Annotated in this window: 13 protein-coding genes and 1 pseudogene; 7 read left to right on the forward strand and 7 right to left on the reverse strand. The window is 50.3% G+C overall.

Features of this window, described 5'->3' with window-relative positions; translation table 11 throughout:
- Positions 1–76: 76 nt before the first annotated feature.
- A complete protein-coding gene (locus AC1S52_RS13310; protein WP_482029500.1) occupies positions 77–1,111 on the reverse strand; it encodes an aromatic ring-hydroxylating dioxygenase subunit alpha in 1,035 nt (344 codons plus the stop codon).
- A 108-nt stretch (positions 1,112–1,219) separates the two neighbouring features.
- A complete protein-coding gene (locus AC1S52_RS13315) occupies positions 1,220–2,275 on the reverse strand; it encodes a BMP family protein (protein ID WP_482029501.1) in 1,056 nt (351 codons plus the stop codon).
- Positions 2,276–2,672: 397 nt separating this feature from the next.
- Here AC1S52_RS13315 and AC1S52_RS13320 point away from each other — a divergent pair, with 397 nt between their 5' ends.
- Together AC1S52_RS13320 and AC1S52_RS13325 are read left to right on the forward strand one after the other, a co-directional pair.
- Positions 2,673–3,545 (forward strand): aldo/keto reductase, encoded by an 873-nt coding sequence (locus AC1S52_RS13320; protein WP_482029502.1) that lies wholly within the window; start codon positions 2,673–2,675, stop codon positions 3,543–3,545.
- A 541-nt stretch (positions 3,546–4,086) separates the two neighbouring features.
- Positions 4,087–4,923 carry an Npun_R2479 family HD domain-containing metalloprotein gene (locus AC1S52_RS13325; protein WP_482029503.1) on the forward strand — a complete coding sequence of 279 codons (837 nt, stop codon included), beginning with the start codon at positions 4,087–4,089 and terminating at the stop codon, positions 4,921–4,923.
- Between the two features lie 124 nt (positions 4,924–5,047).
- Here the strand turns inward: AC1S52_RS13325 and AC1S52_RS13330 are convergent, their stop codons facing one another.
- Together AC1S52_RS13330 and AC1S52_RS13335 are read right to left on the reverse strand one after the other, a co-directional pair.
- Complete coding sequence (locus tag AC1S52_RS13330; RefSeq protein ID WP_482029504.1) at positions 5,048–5,779, reverse strand: DUF3891 family protein; 732 nt, start codon at positions 5,777–5,779, stop codon at positions 5,048–5,050.
- Positions 5,780–5,872: 93 nt separating this feature from the next.
- Entirely contained in the window at positions 5,873–6,394 is a 522-nt protein-coding gene (locus AC1S52_RS13335) for a GAF domain-containing protein (protein ID WP_482029505.1), read from the reverse strand.
- Positions 6,395–6,590: 196 nt separating this feature from the next.
- On the opposite strand from AC1S52_RS13335, the gene AC1S52_RS13340 reads away from it, so the two are divergent.
- On the forward strand, positions 6,591–6,821 hold the full coding sequence (locus AC1S52_RS13340; RefSeq protein WP_482029506.1) for a hypothetical protein: 231 nt from the start codon (positions 6,591–6,593) through the stop codon (positions 6,819–6,821).
- Between the two features lie 274 nt (positions 6,822–7,095).
- Here the strand turns inward: AC1S52_RS13340 and AC1S52_RS13345 are convergent, their stop codons facing one another.
- Both AC1S52_RS13345 and AC1S52_RS13350 read right to left on the reverse strand, forming a co-directional pair.
- Positions 7,096–10,224, reverse strand: a complete 3,129-nt coding sequence (locus AC1S52_RS13345; protein WP_482029507.1) for an MFS transporter — start codon at positions 10,222–10,224, stop codon at positions 7,096–7,098.
- Between the two features lie 958 nt (positions 10,225–11,182).
- Complete coding sequence (locus AC1S52_RS13350) at positions 11,183–11,884, reverse strand: hypothetical protein (RefSeq protein WP_482029508.1); 702 nt, start codon at positions 11,882–11,884, stop codon at positions 11,183–11,185.
- A 960-nt stretch (positions 11,885–12,844) separates the two neighbouring features.
- On the opposite strand from AC1S52_RS13350, the gene AC1S52_RS13355 reads away from it, so the two are divergent.
- The gene (locus AC1S52_RS13355; RefSeq protein WP_482029666.1) at positions 12,845–13,309 is read left to right on the forward strand and encodes a hypothetical protein; all 465 of its coding nucleotides are present in this window, start codon (positions 12,845–12,847) and stop codon (positions 13,307–13,309) included.
- Positions 13,213–13,479: pseudogene (locus tag AC1S52_RS13360) on the forward strand (ISNCY family transposase); the annotation flags it as partial. The gene AC1S52_RS13355 and the pseudogene AC1S52_RS13360, both read left to right, overlap by 97 nt.
- Here the strand turns inward: AC1S52_RS13360 and AC1S52_RS13365 are convergent.
- Complete coding sequence (locus AC1S52_RS13365) at positions 13,419–13,772, reverse strand: hypothetical protein (RefSeq protein ID WP_482029667.1); 354 nt, start codon at positions 13,770–13,772, stop codon at positions 13,419–13,421. The pseudogene AC1S52_RS13360 and the gene AC1S52_RS13365 sit on opposite strands and share 61 nt — an antisense overlap.
- 244 nt (positions 13,773–14,016) lie before the next feature.
- On the opposite strand from AC1S52_RS13365, the gene AC1S52_RS13370 reads away from it, so the two are divergent.
- Both AC1S52_RS13370 and purH read left to right on the forward strand, forming a co-directional pair.
- The gene (locus tag AC1S52_RS13370; RefSeq protein WP_482029509.1) at positions 14,017–14,685 is read left to right on the forward strand and encodes a hypothetical protein; all 669 of its coding nucleotides are present in this window, start codon (positions 14,017–14,019) and stop codon (positions 14,683–14,685) included.
- A 146-nt stretch (positions 14,686–14,831) separates the two neighbouring features.
- Complete coding sequence (purH, locus tag AC1S52_RS13375) at positions 14,832–16,406, forward strand: bifunctional phosphoribosylaminoimidazolecarboxamide formyltransferase/IMP cyclohydrolase (RefSeq protein WP_482029510.1); 1,575 nt, start codon at positions 14,832–14,834, stop codon at positions 16,404–16,406.
- Positions 16,407–16,425 lie beyond the last annotated feature (19 nt).

Consider the following 16,425-nt stretch of genomic DNA (forward strand, 5'->3'; position numbering starts at 1 on the left):
ATTTCCAGCGATCGCTCCCCTTTAAACCTTGTCCACATTGAAACCTGTAGTTTCTGACATCTAAACTGAGCGAACCCTACGCAATGCCATAGGTGAGTCCCAATTGTTTCAGCCATTTACGGTACATTAACGAGGAGCGATCGCTCGGCACATGAAACTCAGCCCATGAATCTAAGGGCAGTTTTTTAGGCGTGTGAGACTCCAAATTGCCTAAATCTTGCAAAACAATTTCATCCTGAAATGCCCGGATTTCCTCATCCGAAATGTTATGAGCATAGTTCAAACCACCACTCATCCAGGCAACACATTCCTCCTCACTTACAGGGGTAACATTGTAAAGCAACGTGAGGCATTCCCCAGTGGGGCTATATTTGCGTAGATATGCCGTTAATGGACGAAAAGCCCAGTAGTCATAGCTAACATAGTCTCCCTGTCCCGTGCCGTAGGGATCAGGCTGCCAAACTCGAATATCTTTGGCAAATACACCGTCATCGTTAATCACCACCTCATAGTCCTCGATCTCCGGCTTATCCAGATCGCCCAGGATACCGCCGTGAATGAAGGGAAAGTGAGCAACATCGAGAAAGTTTTCGATCGCCCGATACCCATTGGAACGGATGAAGTAAGGTCCAGACAAATAGCAGCGGTAGGTTGGTTCATCCCACTCTGGAAACATCACAATGTCTTGTTCCGGCTCACCCAAACAAACATAAATCAACCCATAGCGCTCCTTTGCTTGAAAGGTATGGGCACAGGCTTGTTTAGGTGGCACAAAACCCGGATGGGCAGGCACGTTAACACATTGCCCCGCCGAGTTGTAAGACATACCGTGATAGGAGCAAACCAGGGTATTCCCAACCACCTTTCCAGCAGAGAGGCGCACACTGCGATGGGGGCAGCGATCCTGCCAAACTTGCACCTGCCCATCTTCTCCCCGCCAGATTACCAGGTCGGTATCCAACAACCGGAATTTCATTAATGTTCCCGGTTGCAAATCCTGCGATCTAGCAACTACATGCCAGTCATTCAGCAAAACCGGATCTTTTCCTTTTTCACCCATCCCATTCTCAACGGAGATAGTGGGATGGGAATCAGAAATCATTTGAGTCATCAGGGAATTTCCAACGCTTAAGAATTACTACCTAACACCTGTCAGACCTCTAACTCAAAACTCTCAACTCAAAACTCTTAACTCTCAACTCAAAACTTCTGCCCCCAACTACTTCGGCACAAACGGCACCTTCAGTTCACCCGATGCAATTTGGCTACGAGTTTTTTCGATCGCCTGGATGGTGTCTGCACCCACCTGGTCTTTGAATGCCGCTGGAACATCGACGCGAATGACCTCTTCAGGGACTGCCATTTCATAGAATTGATTGGCAAAGGTTCCAGCGGCGGTATCTGCCAGCATCTTGCTGAATAGTGGCTCCATGTTCCAGATCAGGTTTGCCGCCACTACCTTGGGTCCCTGGGAAGACATGTCACCCACATAGCTAGTCACATAACCTCCTTTGGTGTTGGCGGCTTGAATCGCTCCCAGGACAGGACCAATGCCACAACCGATCCAAAAGTCTACGCCAGTATCTGCCTGGGCGATCGCCGCTTCCTTGCTTTTGGTCACATCGTACCAGTCCCCTGCTGCTGAAGCGACCAGTTGGACATCCGGGCGAGTGGTTTTGGCTCCCGCTAACAGGGCTTCTCCCATCGCATGGCAGACGGGAATGTCAAATCCATGAATGGCACCCAATTTACCAGTTTTGCTCAGCTTAGCGGCAACCAGTCCCACCATGTAAGCGCCCTGGTAAAAAGGCTGGTCGTAATCTGCCACGTTCTGCCCGGTCTTATTAATCCCCCCTGCCCAGGCAAAATTCACCTTGGGATAGTCTTTCGCCACCTGAAAAACGGCATCTTGAAAGTTGAAAGAGTGGGCAATGATGGTGGTGTAGCCTGCATCTGCAAACTGGCGCAGAATTCTGGGGGCATCGGCGGGAGAAACCGATTCAGCGATCGCCACATCTACCCCTTTCGCTTTTAATGATTGGGCTGCCTCATACGCTGCCTGGTCCCAGGACTGGTCATTGGGAAGACCAGGTAAAACGACTGCCAGCTTTCCCTGCTTGGCTTCAGGAGAAGAACCCGTTTCGCCCGGTGTGGGTGAAGTGGTTGTTTGAGTCGGTTGTTGAGTATCACAGCCTCCCAGCACCGCGATTGGGATGACCAGGGCAAAACTCAGAGCCGCACACTTTAAGCGCCTTGAAGAAATCGAAAAACTCATAGCAAAACTCCTTCACCGGACAAAAAATCCTCTCCCAGGGGGATGCATTCAAGCATACCCGTATTGAGGATATAGCCAGAATATGTTGACTGATTTAAGCATTGAATTCTGTAACTTGTTTCTCCATCCTTTGGAATTTTGTCAGGAATGAGATTCAGTCCGTTCTAGATTTGGGGGAGGGGGGTTTAGAGTACTGAGCATCGCCTTGAATGGGATTTTATTCACTGTAATTAGGTAGATGGAATCAACTGTAGGATGGGTTAGCGTTAGCGTAATCCATGCGGGCGTTGGGTTATCCTGCGGGAAGCAAGCTACGTGCCTCAACCCAATCTACACAGTCTTATATTTAATTAGTCTCACCTGCTCAATGTTTTTTAAAGCCTAAGGAAAATCAACGATGGAAACCAAAACTTTAGGACATACAGATTTGGTAGTCAGCGCCATTGGGTTAGGCGGGATGCCGATGTCCCTCAGTAGCAGACCACCGGAAGCGCAGGCGATCGCGACCATCCATCGCGCCCTCGACCTGGGGGTTACTCTAATCGATACGGCTGACTCTTACTGTAAAGATGAGTCGGACAAACATCACAACGAACGGCTGATCTCCAAAGCCCTCCAGCAGTACAGCGGCGATACCAGCCAGGTGGTAATTGCAACCAAAGGCGGATTGATGCGTCCCGACGGCTCTTGGACTCGTAATGGGAGTCCCAAACACCTGCGAGAAACTATCCAGACTAGCTTTGAAGCTCTGGGGGGCAAAAAGCCAATTGATTTGTGGCAGTATCACGCGCCCGACCCTGACTACACCATTGAGGAATCTTTAGCCCCTGCCAAGGAAGCCGTTGAGCAGGGTATCGTTCGGTTTGTGGGGGTTTCTAACTTCTCAGTCGAACAGATCAAGCGTGCCCGGAATGTCGTGGACATTGTTTCCGTACAGAACCAGTACAACCCCTGGCAGCGCCAGCCAGAAATTGATGGGGTGCTGGAGCATTGTGAACGCGAAAAGTTAACGTTTTTCCCCTGGAGTCCCTTAGGCGGCAGTCGCCGGGTCGGGCAGTTGCTAGAAATAGAAGCGATCGCCCAACTCGCTCAAGCAAAAGGTGTGTCTGTGTACTGTATTGTGCTGGCATGGCTACGGGCAAAGTCCCCCTGGGTTTTGCCCATTCCTGGAGCCAGCAAACCAACCAGCATTGAGGACTCGCTCAAGGCGATCGAGGTCAAGCTTTCAAATACTGAAGTGAGTCAGATTGATCAGGCAACCGAGGTGTGAATAGATGTCAGGTGTTAGATGTCAAATGTCAAATGTCAGGTGAACAGGGTTGGTGGTTAGTTTTTAGTGATTAGAGGGGCAATCCACAACCAACCACTAGCCCCCAATTACCTATAGCGTTTCTGCTTCTAGTGAGGTAAAGACAAGGGGCTTAAGCCCCTTGTTACAAGGCATAGGGCGTACTTCATTTGTTCGAGAATTGCTATAGTACCGATCTCCCATTACCTACCTTCAAAACTCTCAACTCAAAACTCAAAACTCTCAACTCACTGTGATACTTATCATGCCAATAACCAGCAGGCATCACAGGCGGAGCAAACTGCTATCACCGTTTTTTGGGAGGGCAATCACCCAATTCAAGCCGCAATATCACCTCAACCTCTAAAAACACGCGGCATAGTAGACATATGGGAGTTGTTGTGCGGGATGAAAAGGGTGCTGGATTGAAACTTCGTTTTAGTGCATCCTGCATTTCAGCAATGCCGAATTGTGAATTGTGAGCCGATAATCCGCTTTGACGGATTGCATGGAGTACCTGAAAATGTTCAACGCTACGGAAATTCTAATCAGCGCTTTTGTTGAACAACTCAAAGCAGGCTATTGCCGCACCTATGGTAGCCTCAAGGCTGACTATGCTGAGATCATTGCCTGGGCGGGTAATATGGCGCTGGAAAATATCGCCAATAGTGATGCCCTCTATCATGACGTTGAGCATTCCATCCTGGTGACTTTGGTTGGGCAGGAGGTGTTGCATGGCAAACACATTCGTGAGGGCGGGGTTAGCCCGGAAGACTGGTTGCATTTCATCATTTCTTTGGTGTGCCACGATATTGGCTATGTGCGGGGGGTTTGCAAAGAAGATCGGGGCAACTTCTGTGCCACTGGCATGGATGGGGCAATGATTTCTATGCCTCTTGGTTCAACGGATGCCAGTCTGACCCCTTACCACGTCGATCGCGGCAAATTATTCATTGAAGAGCGCTTCGGTGGACACAAGCTGATTGATCCAGACATCATCAAACAAAACATTGAATTGACGCGCTTCCCGGTCCCTGCGGTAGAAGACCACCAGGACACGATGAATTTTCCAGGATTGGTAAGAGCCTCTGACTTGATTGGTCAACTGAGTGACCTACGCTATCTCAGAAAAATCCCAGCCCTATTCTACGAATTTGAGGAAACTGGAGTTAACAAAGCTTTGGGATACCGCACGCCTGGAGACTTACGCCGCAACTATCCCCAGTTCTACTGGAAAGGCGTGTATCCCTATATTCAGGATGCGTTGCGTTATTTGTCTTTGACGCAGCAGGGGCAACAAATTACTGCCAATCTCTACGCCAATGTGTTTATGGTGGAGCATGAGAGTCCGGTGACTTGAAAGCTGTTATTTTCGGGGTGGCTCTAGATCCCGAAGATAACAAGGCTGTGATTAACCGTATCTACGTTGTGGATGGCACAAATCTGAAGCCGGTGCCTCAACGATGACCGAGCGATCGCAGACATCAATCACTTTCAACAAATGTCCATTCCAGAAGCTTGATGGGAGCTTCCAGGAGGGCTTTGACCAGGGCATCATTGTCGGCAAATTTGAGTTCCGTCAGGCAACTGGCTTCTACATTCACGGTAAATTCATCCTCTTCAAAGGGCCAGGGTTCTACGGTTAGGCGTTCGTCACTCAGTTCCCGCACGTCGTAGCGTTGACCATCAATCCCACTGGTAATTTCAAGGGATCTTCCAGCGGCGGGAACCTGTTTTTGAGCCAGGATGAGCGACAGGCGATCGCACCAGCGCATGAACTGGTAAGCCCGCTCCGTATCTTCCTTTTCAATCCCCAGGTCCTGTCGCCATTGCTCCTGATTTTGTATCTGTTCGTTGAGGAAGGCATCCCATTCCTGAGAGGTGCCCCATTTATCCTGATTCAAAAAACAAACGTGTTTAGAGATTAATAGCGTCACCCAACGCCCCCGGTAACGGGCATTGGCAATGTGCTGTTTTAAGGGTTCAATCTCAGCGCTGTGGTTGAGGGTGAAGTCTAACGGTGCCCCAGCTTCGGTTAGTTCGTTGCCTTCCCACTCCTGTTCCAGATCATCATGGTGAGAAATGGCTGCCAGGGTTTCATACCACCGCTCCGGAGCATCGGCTCTACGCCAGTGACCCGCCATTTGAGCTGCAAGTAGGGCATGGGCACGGTGGTAAATGATTTCCCAACCGTTTTCGACGAGATTGACGATCATGATTTAAGGGGGAGGGGGAGAGTTTTGAGTTGAGAGTTTTGAGTTGAGAGTTTTGAAGTTTATGGTCATTGGTCAATAACTACTGAATAATGACTACTCCATTACATATGCAATTACTAATGGAGTTAGTTTTGCCTCAACCTGGGCAATGATGGAGCGATCGCGTTCAGTCCAGGTGCGGGGATGTTCAAAGATGCAGGGTTGCAAAACTCCCCAGAGCAGACCGTTCTGGCGCAGGTGGGCGTGAATGAGTGCCCGGTGCCCAAAGTTTTGATGCTCGAAGGTACGGTTAACGACCTGGGGACTGGCAGTTTCAACATCCTCTACGAAAATGGCAGGCTCGGCTCGCAGGGCAGCGGCAAAGAGGGGATCTTCGTCCGGTAGCGACTTGGGTTCTGGTTTCCAGTCGGGATCCATCACTTCAGGGAATTGGGAATTGCGCCGCCAGCAGTGGGTCACTTTGCCCATTTGGGTGTGGGGGTTACGCAGGTATAGAAAGCAGCGATCGCATCCTAATCCTTCACCCAGTACCGGCAGTAAAGCAGAAAACACGCTATCCGGTGGGTCGCTAGTTTCTAAAATTTGTTGCAGGTTTGCAAGAATCTGGTTTGCCATTCGTTTTCCTGGAAAACCCCTTCTCCCAGCAATGGAAGAAGGGGAATTGAGTTGCTGGACGTGTTGTATGGGCATTGCTGAATGTATGATTTACCCTCATCCCCAACCCTTCTCCCTGGGGAGAAGGGAGCTAGAAATCTTGTTCCTTCGCCTTTGGGCTACCGTGTATACACAAGGGTGAAAGTTGAATCGGTAGGTGATCGCAGAGTCAACGGTGAATGCCAAAACCCTGCTTGGGGGGCTGCCCCCCAACCCCCCCGTGGCGGGTGACGGTTGCGTCCCCCGCACCCCCTCCAAAACGATGCGATCTCGGCGTCAATCGCAACCTTCATCCTACTGGGTCTTCAAGCAAGGGCAAACGGGTGGCAAGGGGAGCGGTTGGTTTTTGAAGTTTGAGGCAATGTTTGAGCCATTCTCGTCGCCCTAGGCTTGAAGCCCCAACGCTAGACCCTTGCGGGGGGTTTGGGGGAGTTAGGACCCCAAAAGGCGGGGGACTGGGGGGAAGTCCCCCAGAGCCAGTTTCTAACGAAGCCGAGATCTGTATACACCGTAGCCCAAAACGGGTGAGGGCTAGGGTGAGGGCAGGTTTTCCGGTTCATATCTCGATTCAGCAATACTCGACGTTAGGGAGGGAGAGATGAGTGAAGCCAGGTTGGACATCTGCCATTGCTCCTAATCCTCGGCGACAGCTATCAGGTGGATTAACCAGCGGCGATCGCCCCAGCTCCAGCGGCTGCAATGGCGGAAACTAATGCTGTGATAAACAACCACCAGGAAGCCGCAGCGGCTGCTTTGCGAGTCTCTTCCATCTGGCGTTGGGCTTGCAGTTTCACTTCTTCCACTCGCCGTTGGGCTTCCGTTTGAATGCGTTCAGCCCGTTGTAACACACTGTTCCGTGCCGACTCGATTTGATCAATCACCCGATTGGCATCAGCTTCGGAAATGTCGCGGCGAGAACTGATAATGGCAACTAAAGTTCCCCGGTCAAAATCACTGAGCCGCGATCGCAGGGCTTCAAAACCGGCTTGGGGATCGTCAAACAGAGTGCGCACATCCTGTTGAATGCCCTCATAGTTCAGTTCTGGTCGATTCAGAGAGTTGAGGTAATTCCGAATGCGAGCAAAGATCCGGTCAATCACTTCCTGAATCTTGTACTGAACCTGCCGCATTTGATCAACCACCTGGTTACGGACTGCTTCGATTTGATCGACAATGCGATTTGCTTCTGCTTCTGTCATGTCCTTACGCTGGGACAGTAGGGCAACCAGGGTCGAACGGTCGAAACGAGAGAGGCGATCGCCCAGGTTTTGTAATCCGTATTTGGGAGACTGAACCAGCATTCCCAGATCGCGTTTAATTCCTTCGGGATTCAGTTCTTCCTTGTCCGTGTTCCGCAGGTAATCCTCAATGCTGGCTTCAAAATCTATCACCGATTGCTGAGTGCGCAACGCCAACCGCCGGGGAGAACGCACAATCTGACGAATGGCTTCCAAGGTTTGATCGATGGTTCGGTTGACCTGTGCCTCACTTAGATCGTCTCGCTGACTGAGCAGCCGCACCAGGGTTTCCCGGTCAATCCTGGACAAGCGCCGCCGCAGGGCATAGGTACCCTGTTTGGGATCTTCCAGCAGGGTTTTCAGGTCACGCTGAATGCCGTCGGGGTTAAGCTCTTCCAGATTGGTACGACGGAGATAGTCTGAGATCGAATGCAAGGTTTGGTCGTACTGGTCTTTCGCTGCATCAACAATGGCGCGAGGGGAATGAACAAACCCATACCAGCTTGATTCGACATCATCCAGAATGCGATTTGCCTCTGCTTCACTGATATCGTCCCGCTGGCGCAGGAGTTGCACCAGGGTACTGCGGTCAAAGTGAGAAGCCCGGTACCGGAGCGCCTGTAAGCCCAATTGGGGATCATTCAACAATAGTTGTAGATCTTTCTTAATCCCTTCTGGGTTCAGTTCTGCTTTGCCAGTGTTGCGCAGATATGATTGCAACCGTCCCTGAAATTCGGTTAATTTCTGACTGGCTTGCTCGTTCAGGGAGCGGGAATCTAGCAGGACGCGATCGCGGGTAGTTTCCAGTGCCTTGAGAATCCCTTCCGCCTCAATCGGAGTGATATCCGATCGCCGCATCAGAATTTCCCGCAAGGTTTCCCGATTGTAGGGCTGCAACCGACGACTCAATGCGTCATAGTTCACTTCATCATCTTCCAATAATGCCTTAAAGGCTGGAAGTGTATCCTCAGAGAACAGTTGCTCCTTCGGTGTCAGCGTCAGATAAATTTCAATCCGTTGCTTCAAGTCTACTTCTGCTTCAATTTCCCTGGCAGCAATTGCCCCTGAAAAAACATCCCGCCGAATCGATTCCAACTGATCCGCAATTTGTTGGATCTTTGCCTCTGTAAAAACGCCTCTAGAAGCCAGTAATTCAACAAAATAGGAGCGATTCAGTTGGGACAACTGCTGCGCGATTGCGCCTGGATCGGCGTTGGGATCATACAAAACCTCACGAAACTCCCGATTAACCATCGTCGGGTTCATCTGCCAGGAGTGTTTGTTGAGTAAGTATTGCTCCACATCATTGCGAATGGGGCTATAAGCAGGCGTACCGGCAGTGTCGCCCTTGAGTTGAGCAACTACTTTGTTCGTTTGTTCTGAAACTCTGTCGGGAGCACCCTTTAAGCGATCGATGACTTTCTCAACATCCAGATCAGAAAGATCGGTACGCCCAATCAGCATCCCAATCATGGAATTCATGCCCAGTTGAACCGTTTGCTGCAAAAAGCCAGGAGAGTCGCCTTGATCCTTGCCTGATGGCTGCGATCTCGATCGTTCTGCCAGGAGTCGATCTAGCTTGGCATTCAGTTCTTGAACTTGCAGATCTCCGGGCTTAGTTGATTGCAGGTAATCAGCAATTTCTGTCATGGAATCACGCTGAGGTTTGCGACCTAAGGTTTGCCGCCAAACGCCTTCCAGCAAATCAGCAATCCGATTCACTTCTGCTTGATTGAAATCAGTCCGATTACTGACCAGATCGACAAAGGTTTGGCGATCGATGTGACGCAGGCGATCCTGATCTGCTAATTCAGCAACTTCGGGATCATTCAGTAAGACTTCAAAATCTCTACGAATTTGAGACAAGTCAAAATTCGGTAGCTGAATCCGGTGAACATAATCCTCAATCGAGTCGCGAATGCTGGACGGATCAATGGCTGAACCCATTTCGTGGCGAACGGCTGAGGCAACGGCTTCCGCTGTTGAAATAACCTGATTCTTGGCGGCTCTGCTACCAATCGCAGCGGTCGCGGCACCAAAGATTGCTTGAAAACCGGAAGTCGCCGCATTGACCACTGAGCCAATTAAAGAGCCAACAGTGCTTGAACTGACCCAGACTAAAAGCGTAAAGTAAGCTGCCCAAATGACCAGACCAACAATGGCACCCAAAATAGAATTTGACAAAAGGCTTAACTGCACCGCAAGATAACAGGCAAAAAATAGCGCGATCGATACCGTGACCAGTGTCCAAATCCCAACACCTGTGCCGATTTTGCGGATTGTTGCTCCCATATCCTCGCCATCGGAATCGCGATCGTCCGAATCAGAAGAACGCCCCAGAAAAGAAATGCCTGCGGCGACAGACAAGTTGGTCAGCAAAAGCTGCATCGCAAATGCCAGCAAAATGCCCGAAATTAAGGCAATGAAAAATTGAGGTCCTGAAAATAATACCGATGCAGCTTCTGGTGTTACAGGTTCTGGTGCAACTGGCACTTGTGCAACCCAAAACTGATTTATCCATTGCTGCATTGGCAAAAACGTAGTGTAAACCATATGCTCTCCTAACGTGGGCCTAAGCTTGTGTACAAGCTGCCAGTTTCCGAAATAACACGCGACTATAGCGATCCCATTTGGTTTGTGAGAAAAGATTCCCAGGATATCCTTTCTCGCAAAGCCTCTCATTCTCACAAATGAGATAGGACTGCTATAGGAAGCTGATATAGAACCGCTCTAGCTTTTAAGATCTCGTTTAAGGCAGGGATGTGCATCTCCCTTTAGTCGGAACATCGGTCATTATCCTAATAACTTCAAAGCTTTTAGCCATAGGGGCGACGTTTCTTAAACGTAGCTTGGGGATTGCCAACCTTACTTGCTCAGGTCAGTAGAAGCGGGATCTTGCCTCGCGAGACGTATAGCGATAACAATCGCGAAGACGAAAGAGTTGCAGGCTGTGTCCGATAAAGAACCTCTTAAACCCGCAGTGAATCTGGATTTTGCAAATTTTGATGGAAAAATCAACCGCGCCATTGCAGCCAGATTCCAGAAGGTGGTGCTAATAGCAGTATGAATTGGAACTTCGTTCCAACTCATACTACTCTCAATTCATACCCAAAATCAGCAACGCCGATTCCCGAAAGAGTTGCAGGACGTTGAGAATGAGGAGGTCAAGGTAGCTCAAGGCGCAAAAACTCTTTTCCCCGCCTTTCAATCAAGCTTGAAAGATTTGTACTTCTCATCCTCTTGTGTTTGAGTACCTTCATTGGCTATCAGCAATCGCAGCAATCGCAGCAAATCAATGACTTAGTCAAACAATCTCAGCAAACCAGCAGCTTAGTCAAACAAGCTGCTCCAGCAAGTCAAACCAATTCTGGTACTAAGGTACCTCGTTAAGTTTATTAAGTGATGTTGGCGTTGCTGAAAAGCTAAATGCTTGAAACGAGGTTTCAAGCATTTAGCAACTTTTTCCATGTCCAGAATCAGCAATGCTAATTTTTCAGACCCAGATTCAGATTTACCAGAGTGCTCTAACGGCTCCAGGTTCATCATCCCCGTTGATTGTATCCGTTGTCCCAGTGGTAGCAGGCGCAGTTGTATTGGGAGTGGTGGTAGCCGGAGCCGGAGCTACCGTCCCCGGAGCAGTGGTCCCAGGGGTTACGGTGCCGGGAGTCGTAGTCCCCGGAGTTGTTGTGCCTTGGGCAGCAGTTCCCGGTGCAGCCGTACCGGGAGCCGCCGCACCAGGAGTTACTGTGCCAGGAGCCGCCGTACCGGGAGCCACCGTACCAGGAGCCGCCGTGCCAGCAGGTGTTTCAACAGTGTTTGTGCCGGGAGAGACGAAACCAGGAACAGTTTCAACCCCAGTCGCGCCGGGAACCGCTGTGCCAGGAGTTGCTGTGCCAGGAGCCGCCGTACCAGGAGCCACTGTACCCGGAGTGCCGTCAAAGTTTGTGCCAGATGGACTGTTAAACGTACCAGGGGTAACAGAACCGGGCGTTTGAAAGGTTCCCGTTCCCGTAGTGCTGCCACCCCCATTGGTTGCATCGGGGCTGATGTATGTACCGGGAGTAACAGAACCAGGCGTTGGGTAAGTGCCGGTGCCAGCGGAACCTGTACCAGGCGTTGCACCATTACCAGGAGCCCCTACCTGCCCAGTGCCGGTTTGCTGAGCCAGCGCAAGTTGAGAATGAAACAATGCTGGAATTGAATAGCCTACCAAGGTCGTTACACCTGCAAGCCCAACGATTCCAAGGATTCTTTTAAATCTATTCTGATCACCTTTGTGCATAGTTATCTCCTGAAATTTGTTAAAGATTGAGCGGAACTCTACAAGTCTTGTAGATTGTTTCAGATATGTGTGGTTTAGCAGAAGGTCGCCACAGAAACGGGTGTTTGTCGGCGTTGCTGAATCTAAATATGAACCAAAAAATCTGCCCTCACCCTAGTCTTAGCCCTTTGGGCTAGGGAACAAAATTTCTAATTGCTTTCTTTCTTCCTGGGGAGAAGGATTGGGGGATGTAGCTTGCTTCCCGCAAGGTAGGCTCAATCATCCATACATTCAGCAATGCCTTGCTTATCTCCTGCCAGGGCGCACTGCCATTCCCCGAATTTAAAGTTATAAAAGCTATTAAATTTGCAGAAATACCTCGTTGATATTTGAACAGCCATCAATAAATTTTACTAATTGTTAAAGATTAACTGGTCTGTCACAGGGCGGGTTCGGTGTCTGTCAAAAGACAGGTTTAGTGCCTACATTGCTTGTAAGTGTAAATACAAAAAATATGCTTAATCAGTAGTAGAGAAGCTTTTGCCCTATCCCTGCGGCGAATGGGACAAGAATTCTAGCTCCCCTCTCCCCCCAGGGCTGATTCATTGGGCGTAGGAAATAGGAAATGGAGAAAGCGACCACTCCATTTCTCAATCATGAAGCTCATTGAGCACCTTCAACAGATTCCAGACTTCCGGTCTAAACCCGAGTATCCCCTTTGGGTCGTTATGCTGCTGGTGATTATAGGAACCATGAGCGGTGACTCAGGCTATCTGAGATCTTGCAGCATTCTCAGTAAGAGTTGCCAAAAGAGACAAAATCTGAAAGAAGGGGTATACCAAAAAAACAGAAGACGGTCATGGAAACCATTCTTCAACACGTCCAAGGGTTAGTGGAAGGCTCCTCTGCCTGATGCCTAGTGCTGATCAAAAAGCCAGTCTCAAGGCTCTATTGGGGTTGTTCCTAGACGCTCAAGGTCATGCCTTACCCTCCCATACCGCAGTCAAATCCGCCAGTTCGTTAAGTCGATTTCTCAATCACTATACCTGGTCTACTCGGAGTGGGATTGGCACGACTCGTCAGGGGATATTACAGCAGATTGCCACTCATCTGCCTCATGTCAAAATACCGATCCGCATTTTGATTGACTTAACGACCTTAGAAAAAAGCGGCAAGTTCTGGCATTTGAGTACCCTGACGGCAGATCCCCATCAACCCGACCCTTGGGTGCGCTTTCTTAACGGTAAACGAGGTTTGCCGAGTTGTCCTCTATCTGGTCGTATAACCTGGAACACAATTTTGGGCACGGAAAGCAGCATCTCGCCTCGTTCCTGGCGACCCTCAACATCCTGTCTCTCCTATTTCATACGTTGCTAGAGTTGCTCGACCAGAAGTACAAGCTATTACGAGCGCACCTGCCCACGTGCAAGACCTTCTTTGATGATTTGCGGGCTTTAACCCGCTACATATATTTCGATAGTTGGGATCATCTGCTCACCTTCTTGCTGGAAGAGCTAGAGCTAAATATCCCACCGAATACCAGTTGAATTTCCATAATGAGAATTGCTGCGGAAAATTGAATGCATGAAGTCAGTACCCTACCAGCAGTGAGAATGACTGCTGGTAGGGTACAGTTGCTAGCAAGCTGTGTTTGTTTGGTGAGCCAATAATTTGCATTCTTTAATATCTCTGAAGCAGTTGCTCTAGCATCACGAGCTAGATCGCCAGAAGTAGGTTTATAAGCAATTTCAAGATAATGTTCTTTCTTGAGTGAAGCCTCAAAATGCAGAGCTACCACCGACAAATCCGAATCGCTTTTAGAGTTATATACTTCAACCAAAAAATCATCTGAATTTTGAGTTGAAGCAACTCCTCAAAAAGCTCTTTCAAAGTGTACAAAAGTGCGATCGCCGATCTTATAGGTTGGGTTGACGACAGGAACCCCAACCTACGAGGCGGACTAGTCCTGATTTCCTTTCATTTTCCCTCTTCTAGCCCTGCAACAATTGCGCCAAATTTGTAAGTTGAGGGCAAGATAGAAACACCCCACTTGTGCTGTCCATGCTCGGAAAGGAGCCAGAAGTATGCGTCTATCCAACTCATTTCAAGGCACAATTCAAATCGCTAGTCAGTATTGGCTGAAAAGAAAGGCGGCTCCCATAGGAGTTGCCGCTTTATTGAGCCTGACGGGTGGCTGGTTGGTTGTTGGAGCGATCGCACCTGTTCCTGTCCAGGCATACACCGGACGGCTCTCCATTACACTCAGCGTGGAGCAAGGAGAGTCTTTTGAAGCCTTACTACGTCGGGCAGAAGCCGTCGCCAGAGCCGGTGCCCAACGCAATTTTGACCGGGATATTTTGGTCAGCGATGTACTGATCATTGTCTCTGCCGAACACCTTTCTAGAATTGCCCCAGTTCTTTCTCTGGAAGCCACCCGTACCCAATGGAGCCGGTTCCCAGATCCTCGGCGTTGGGCAGTCTACTACAAGAATGCTAAAACTCTGCTCGGTTTCACCCCTACTCCCTCTACCACTGCCACCACCCCACGCCCTGCCGCTCCCCCTGTAGTCACTCCCTCCCAGCCCATTCCTGCGGCTCCAAGCGGGGTGACTGCCCAACCTCTCGCCCCCACCCAGCCATCAACCGATGGGACTGGCGGTTCAATCGAAGTCCCCTTAGATGCCACGCCCGAAACCACCCCTACCGTTAGACCTCAAATTCTTCCAGACCGAATTCCATCGCCGGTCAGGTAAAAGGGAAGTGAGGGAAAATACCTATCCTTCTAACCCTTACACTCTCAACTCTCAACTTCTCCCCCTTCCCTTTCTTCCCCATTACCCCCATCTGCCATCCCCTTTCCTCCGGTAAACTGAGTGAGGACTAATGGAAGGGAAGTGACATGGCGCGACTGGCTCTACTGAGCGTATCGGATAAAGTGGGATTAATTGAGCTAGCACAGAGTTTAGTCAATGAATTTGGGTTTGATTTAATCAGTAGTGGCGGTACGGCAACGGTGCTGAAACAGGTGGGGTTACCAGTCACAAAGGTTTCGGACTATACAGGTTCACCAGAAATTCTGGGCGGACGGGTGAAGACGTTGCATCCCCGGATTCATGGTGGGATTTTAGCCCGCAGGGATTTGCCAGCGGATCTTGCCGATCTGGAAGCGCAGCAGATCCGCCCGATTGATCTGGTTGTGGTCAATCTCTATCCGTTTGAGCAGACGATCGCCAAACCCGATGTATCCCTGACAGAGGCAATTGAGCAAATTGACATCGGCGGTCCGGCAATGCTGCGGGCATCGGCAAAAAACTTTGCCCACCTTACGGTGCTGTGTCATCCGGCTCAGTATGGGGAATACCTGCAAGAACTGCGGCAGAACCAGGGAGAGGCGTCCTTACTTTTCCGACAAACGTGTGCCCTGGCAGCCTTTCGGCATACGGGGGACTATGATCGGGCGATCGCAGCTTATTTGGCAGGTCAGGAGTCGGCAGCCAGCAGCCAGCAGCCAGCAGAGAATCCGCTACCAGCAAGCTATGCTCTACAGGGACAGCAGATCCAGGCGTTGCGCTATGGAGAGAACCCTCATCAGCCTGCTGCCTGGTACCAAACCGGAAGCACGGCTACTGGCTGGGCGGCGGCAACGAAACTTCAGGGCAAAGAACTGAGCTATAACAACCTGGTAGATCTGGAAGCTGCCCGACGCATTATGACGGAGTTTGCCGATTCTGACAGTTCCCCAGCGGCGGCAATTCTGAAGCATACCAATCCCTGCGGAGCCGCCTTAGGCGATACCCTGGCAGAGGCTTACAGCAAGGCGTACAACGCCGATCCAGTCTCTGCCTTTGGGGGCATTGTGGCGTTGAATCGTCCAATTGACGGGGCAACGGCAACGGCACTAACCCAGATCTTTCTGGAATGTGTAGTTGCGCCTGATTGTGAGCCGGAAGCTCAGGAAATTTTGAGTGCCAAGTCAAAGGTGCGGGTGCTGTTGTTGCCCGATCTAAGAAAGGGACCAGCAGAAACTGTGAAGGTGATTGCTGGTGGGCTGCTGGTACAAACCTCCGACGATATGATTGCGAATCCAAACGACTGGAAAGTTGTGACGGAAAAGCAACCCACCCCAGCACAGTTAGAGGAACTGCTGTTTGCCTGGAAGATCTGTAAGCATGTGAAGTCGAATGCAATTGTGGTCACGCGCGATCGCACCACCCTGGGAGTCGGTGCCGGACAAATGAACCGGGTAGGCTCAGTCAAAATTGCTTTGGAGCAGGCAGGCGAAAAGGCAGAGGGAGCCATTCTTGCCAGTGATGGGTTTTTCCCGTTTGACGATTCTGTCCGCACGGCAGCCGCGGCAGGCATCGGGGCGATCGTCCAACCCGGTGGTAGCTTGCGCGATCAGGACTCCATTAACGCCGCCAACGAATTGGGCGTTGTGATGGTGTTGACTGGCATCCGGCACTTCCTGCATTAGGCAGTGTAGGAAGTAAGGA

Source organism: Kovacikia sp. CALU 1929 (genome assembly GCF_056784235.1).

What these genes read in the sequence shown, in the direction of transcription:
- AC1S52_RS13310 (WP_482029500.1), bottom strand. Translation starts at nt 1,111, where the DNA reads ATGACTCAAATGATTTCTGATTCCCATCCCACTATCTCCGTTGAGAAT.
- AC1S52_RS13315 (WP_482029501.1), bottom strand. Translation starts at nt 2,275, where the DNA reads ATGAGTTTTTCGATTTCTTCAAGGCGCTTAAAGTGTGCGGCTCTGAGT.
- AC1S52_RS13320 (WP_482029502.1), top strand. Translation starts at nt 2,673, where the DNA reads ATGGAAACCAAAACTTTAGGACATACAGATTTGGTAGTCAGCGCCATT.
- AC1S52_RS13325 (WP_482029503.1), top strand. Translation starts at nt 4,087, where the DNA reads ATGTTCAACGCTACGGAAATTCTAATCAGCGCTTTTGTTGAACAACTC.
- AC1S52_RS13330 (WP_482029504.1), bottom strand. Translation starts at nt 5,779, where the DNA reads ATGATCGTCAATCTCGTCGAAAACGGTTGGGAAATCATTTACCACCGT.
- AC1S52_RS13335 (WP_482029505.1), bottom strand. Translation starts at nt 6,394, where the DNA reads ATGGCAAACCAGATTCTTGCAAACCTGCAACAAATTTTAGAAACTAGC.
- AC1S52_RS13345 (WP_482029507.1), bottom strand. Translation starts at nt 10,224, where the DNA reads ATGGTTTACACTACGTTTTTGCCAATGCAGCAATGGATAAATCAGTTT.
- AC1S52_RS13355 (WP_482029666.1), top strand. Translation starts at nt 12,845, where the DNA reads ATGCCTAGTGCTGATCAAAAAGCCAGTCTCAAGGCTCTATTGGGGTTG.
- AC1S52_RS13370 (WP_482029509.1), top strand. Translation starts at nt 14,017, where the DNA reads ATGCGTCTATCCAACTCATTTCAAGGCACAATTCAAATCGCTAGTCAG.
- purH (WP_482029510.1), top strand. Translation starts at nt 14,832, where the DNA reads ATGGCGCGACTGGCTCTACTGAGCGTATCGGATAAAGTGGGATTAATT.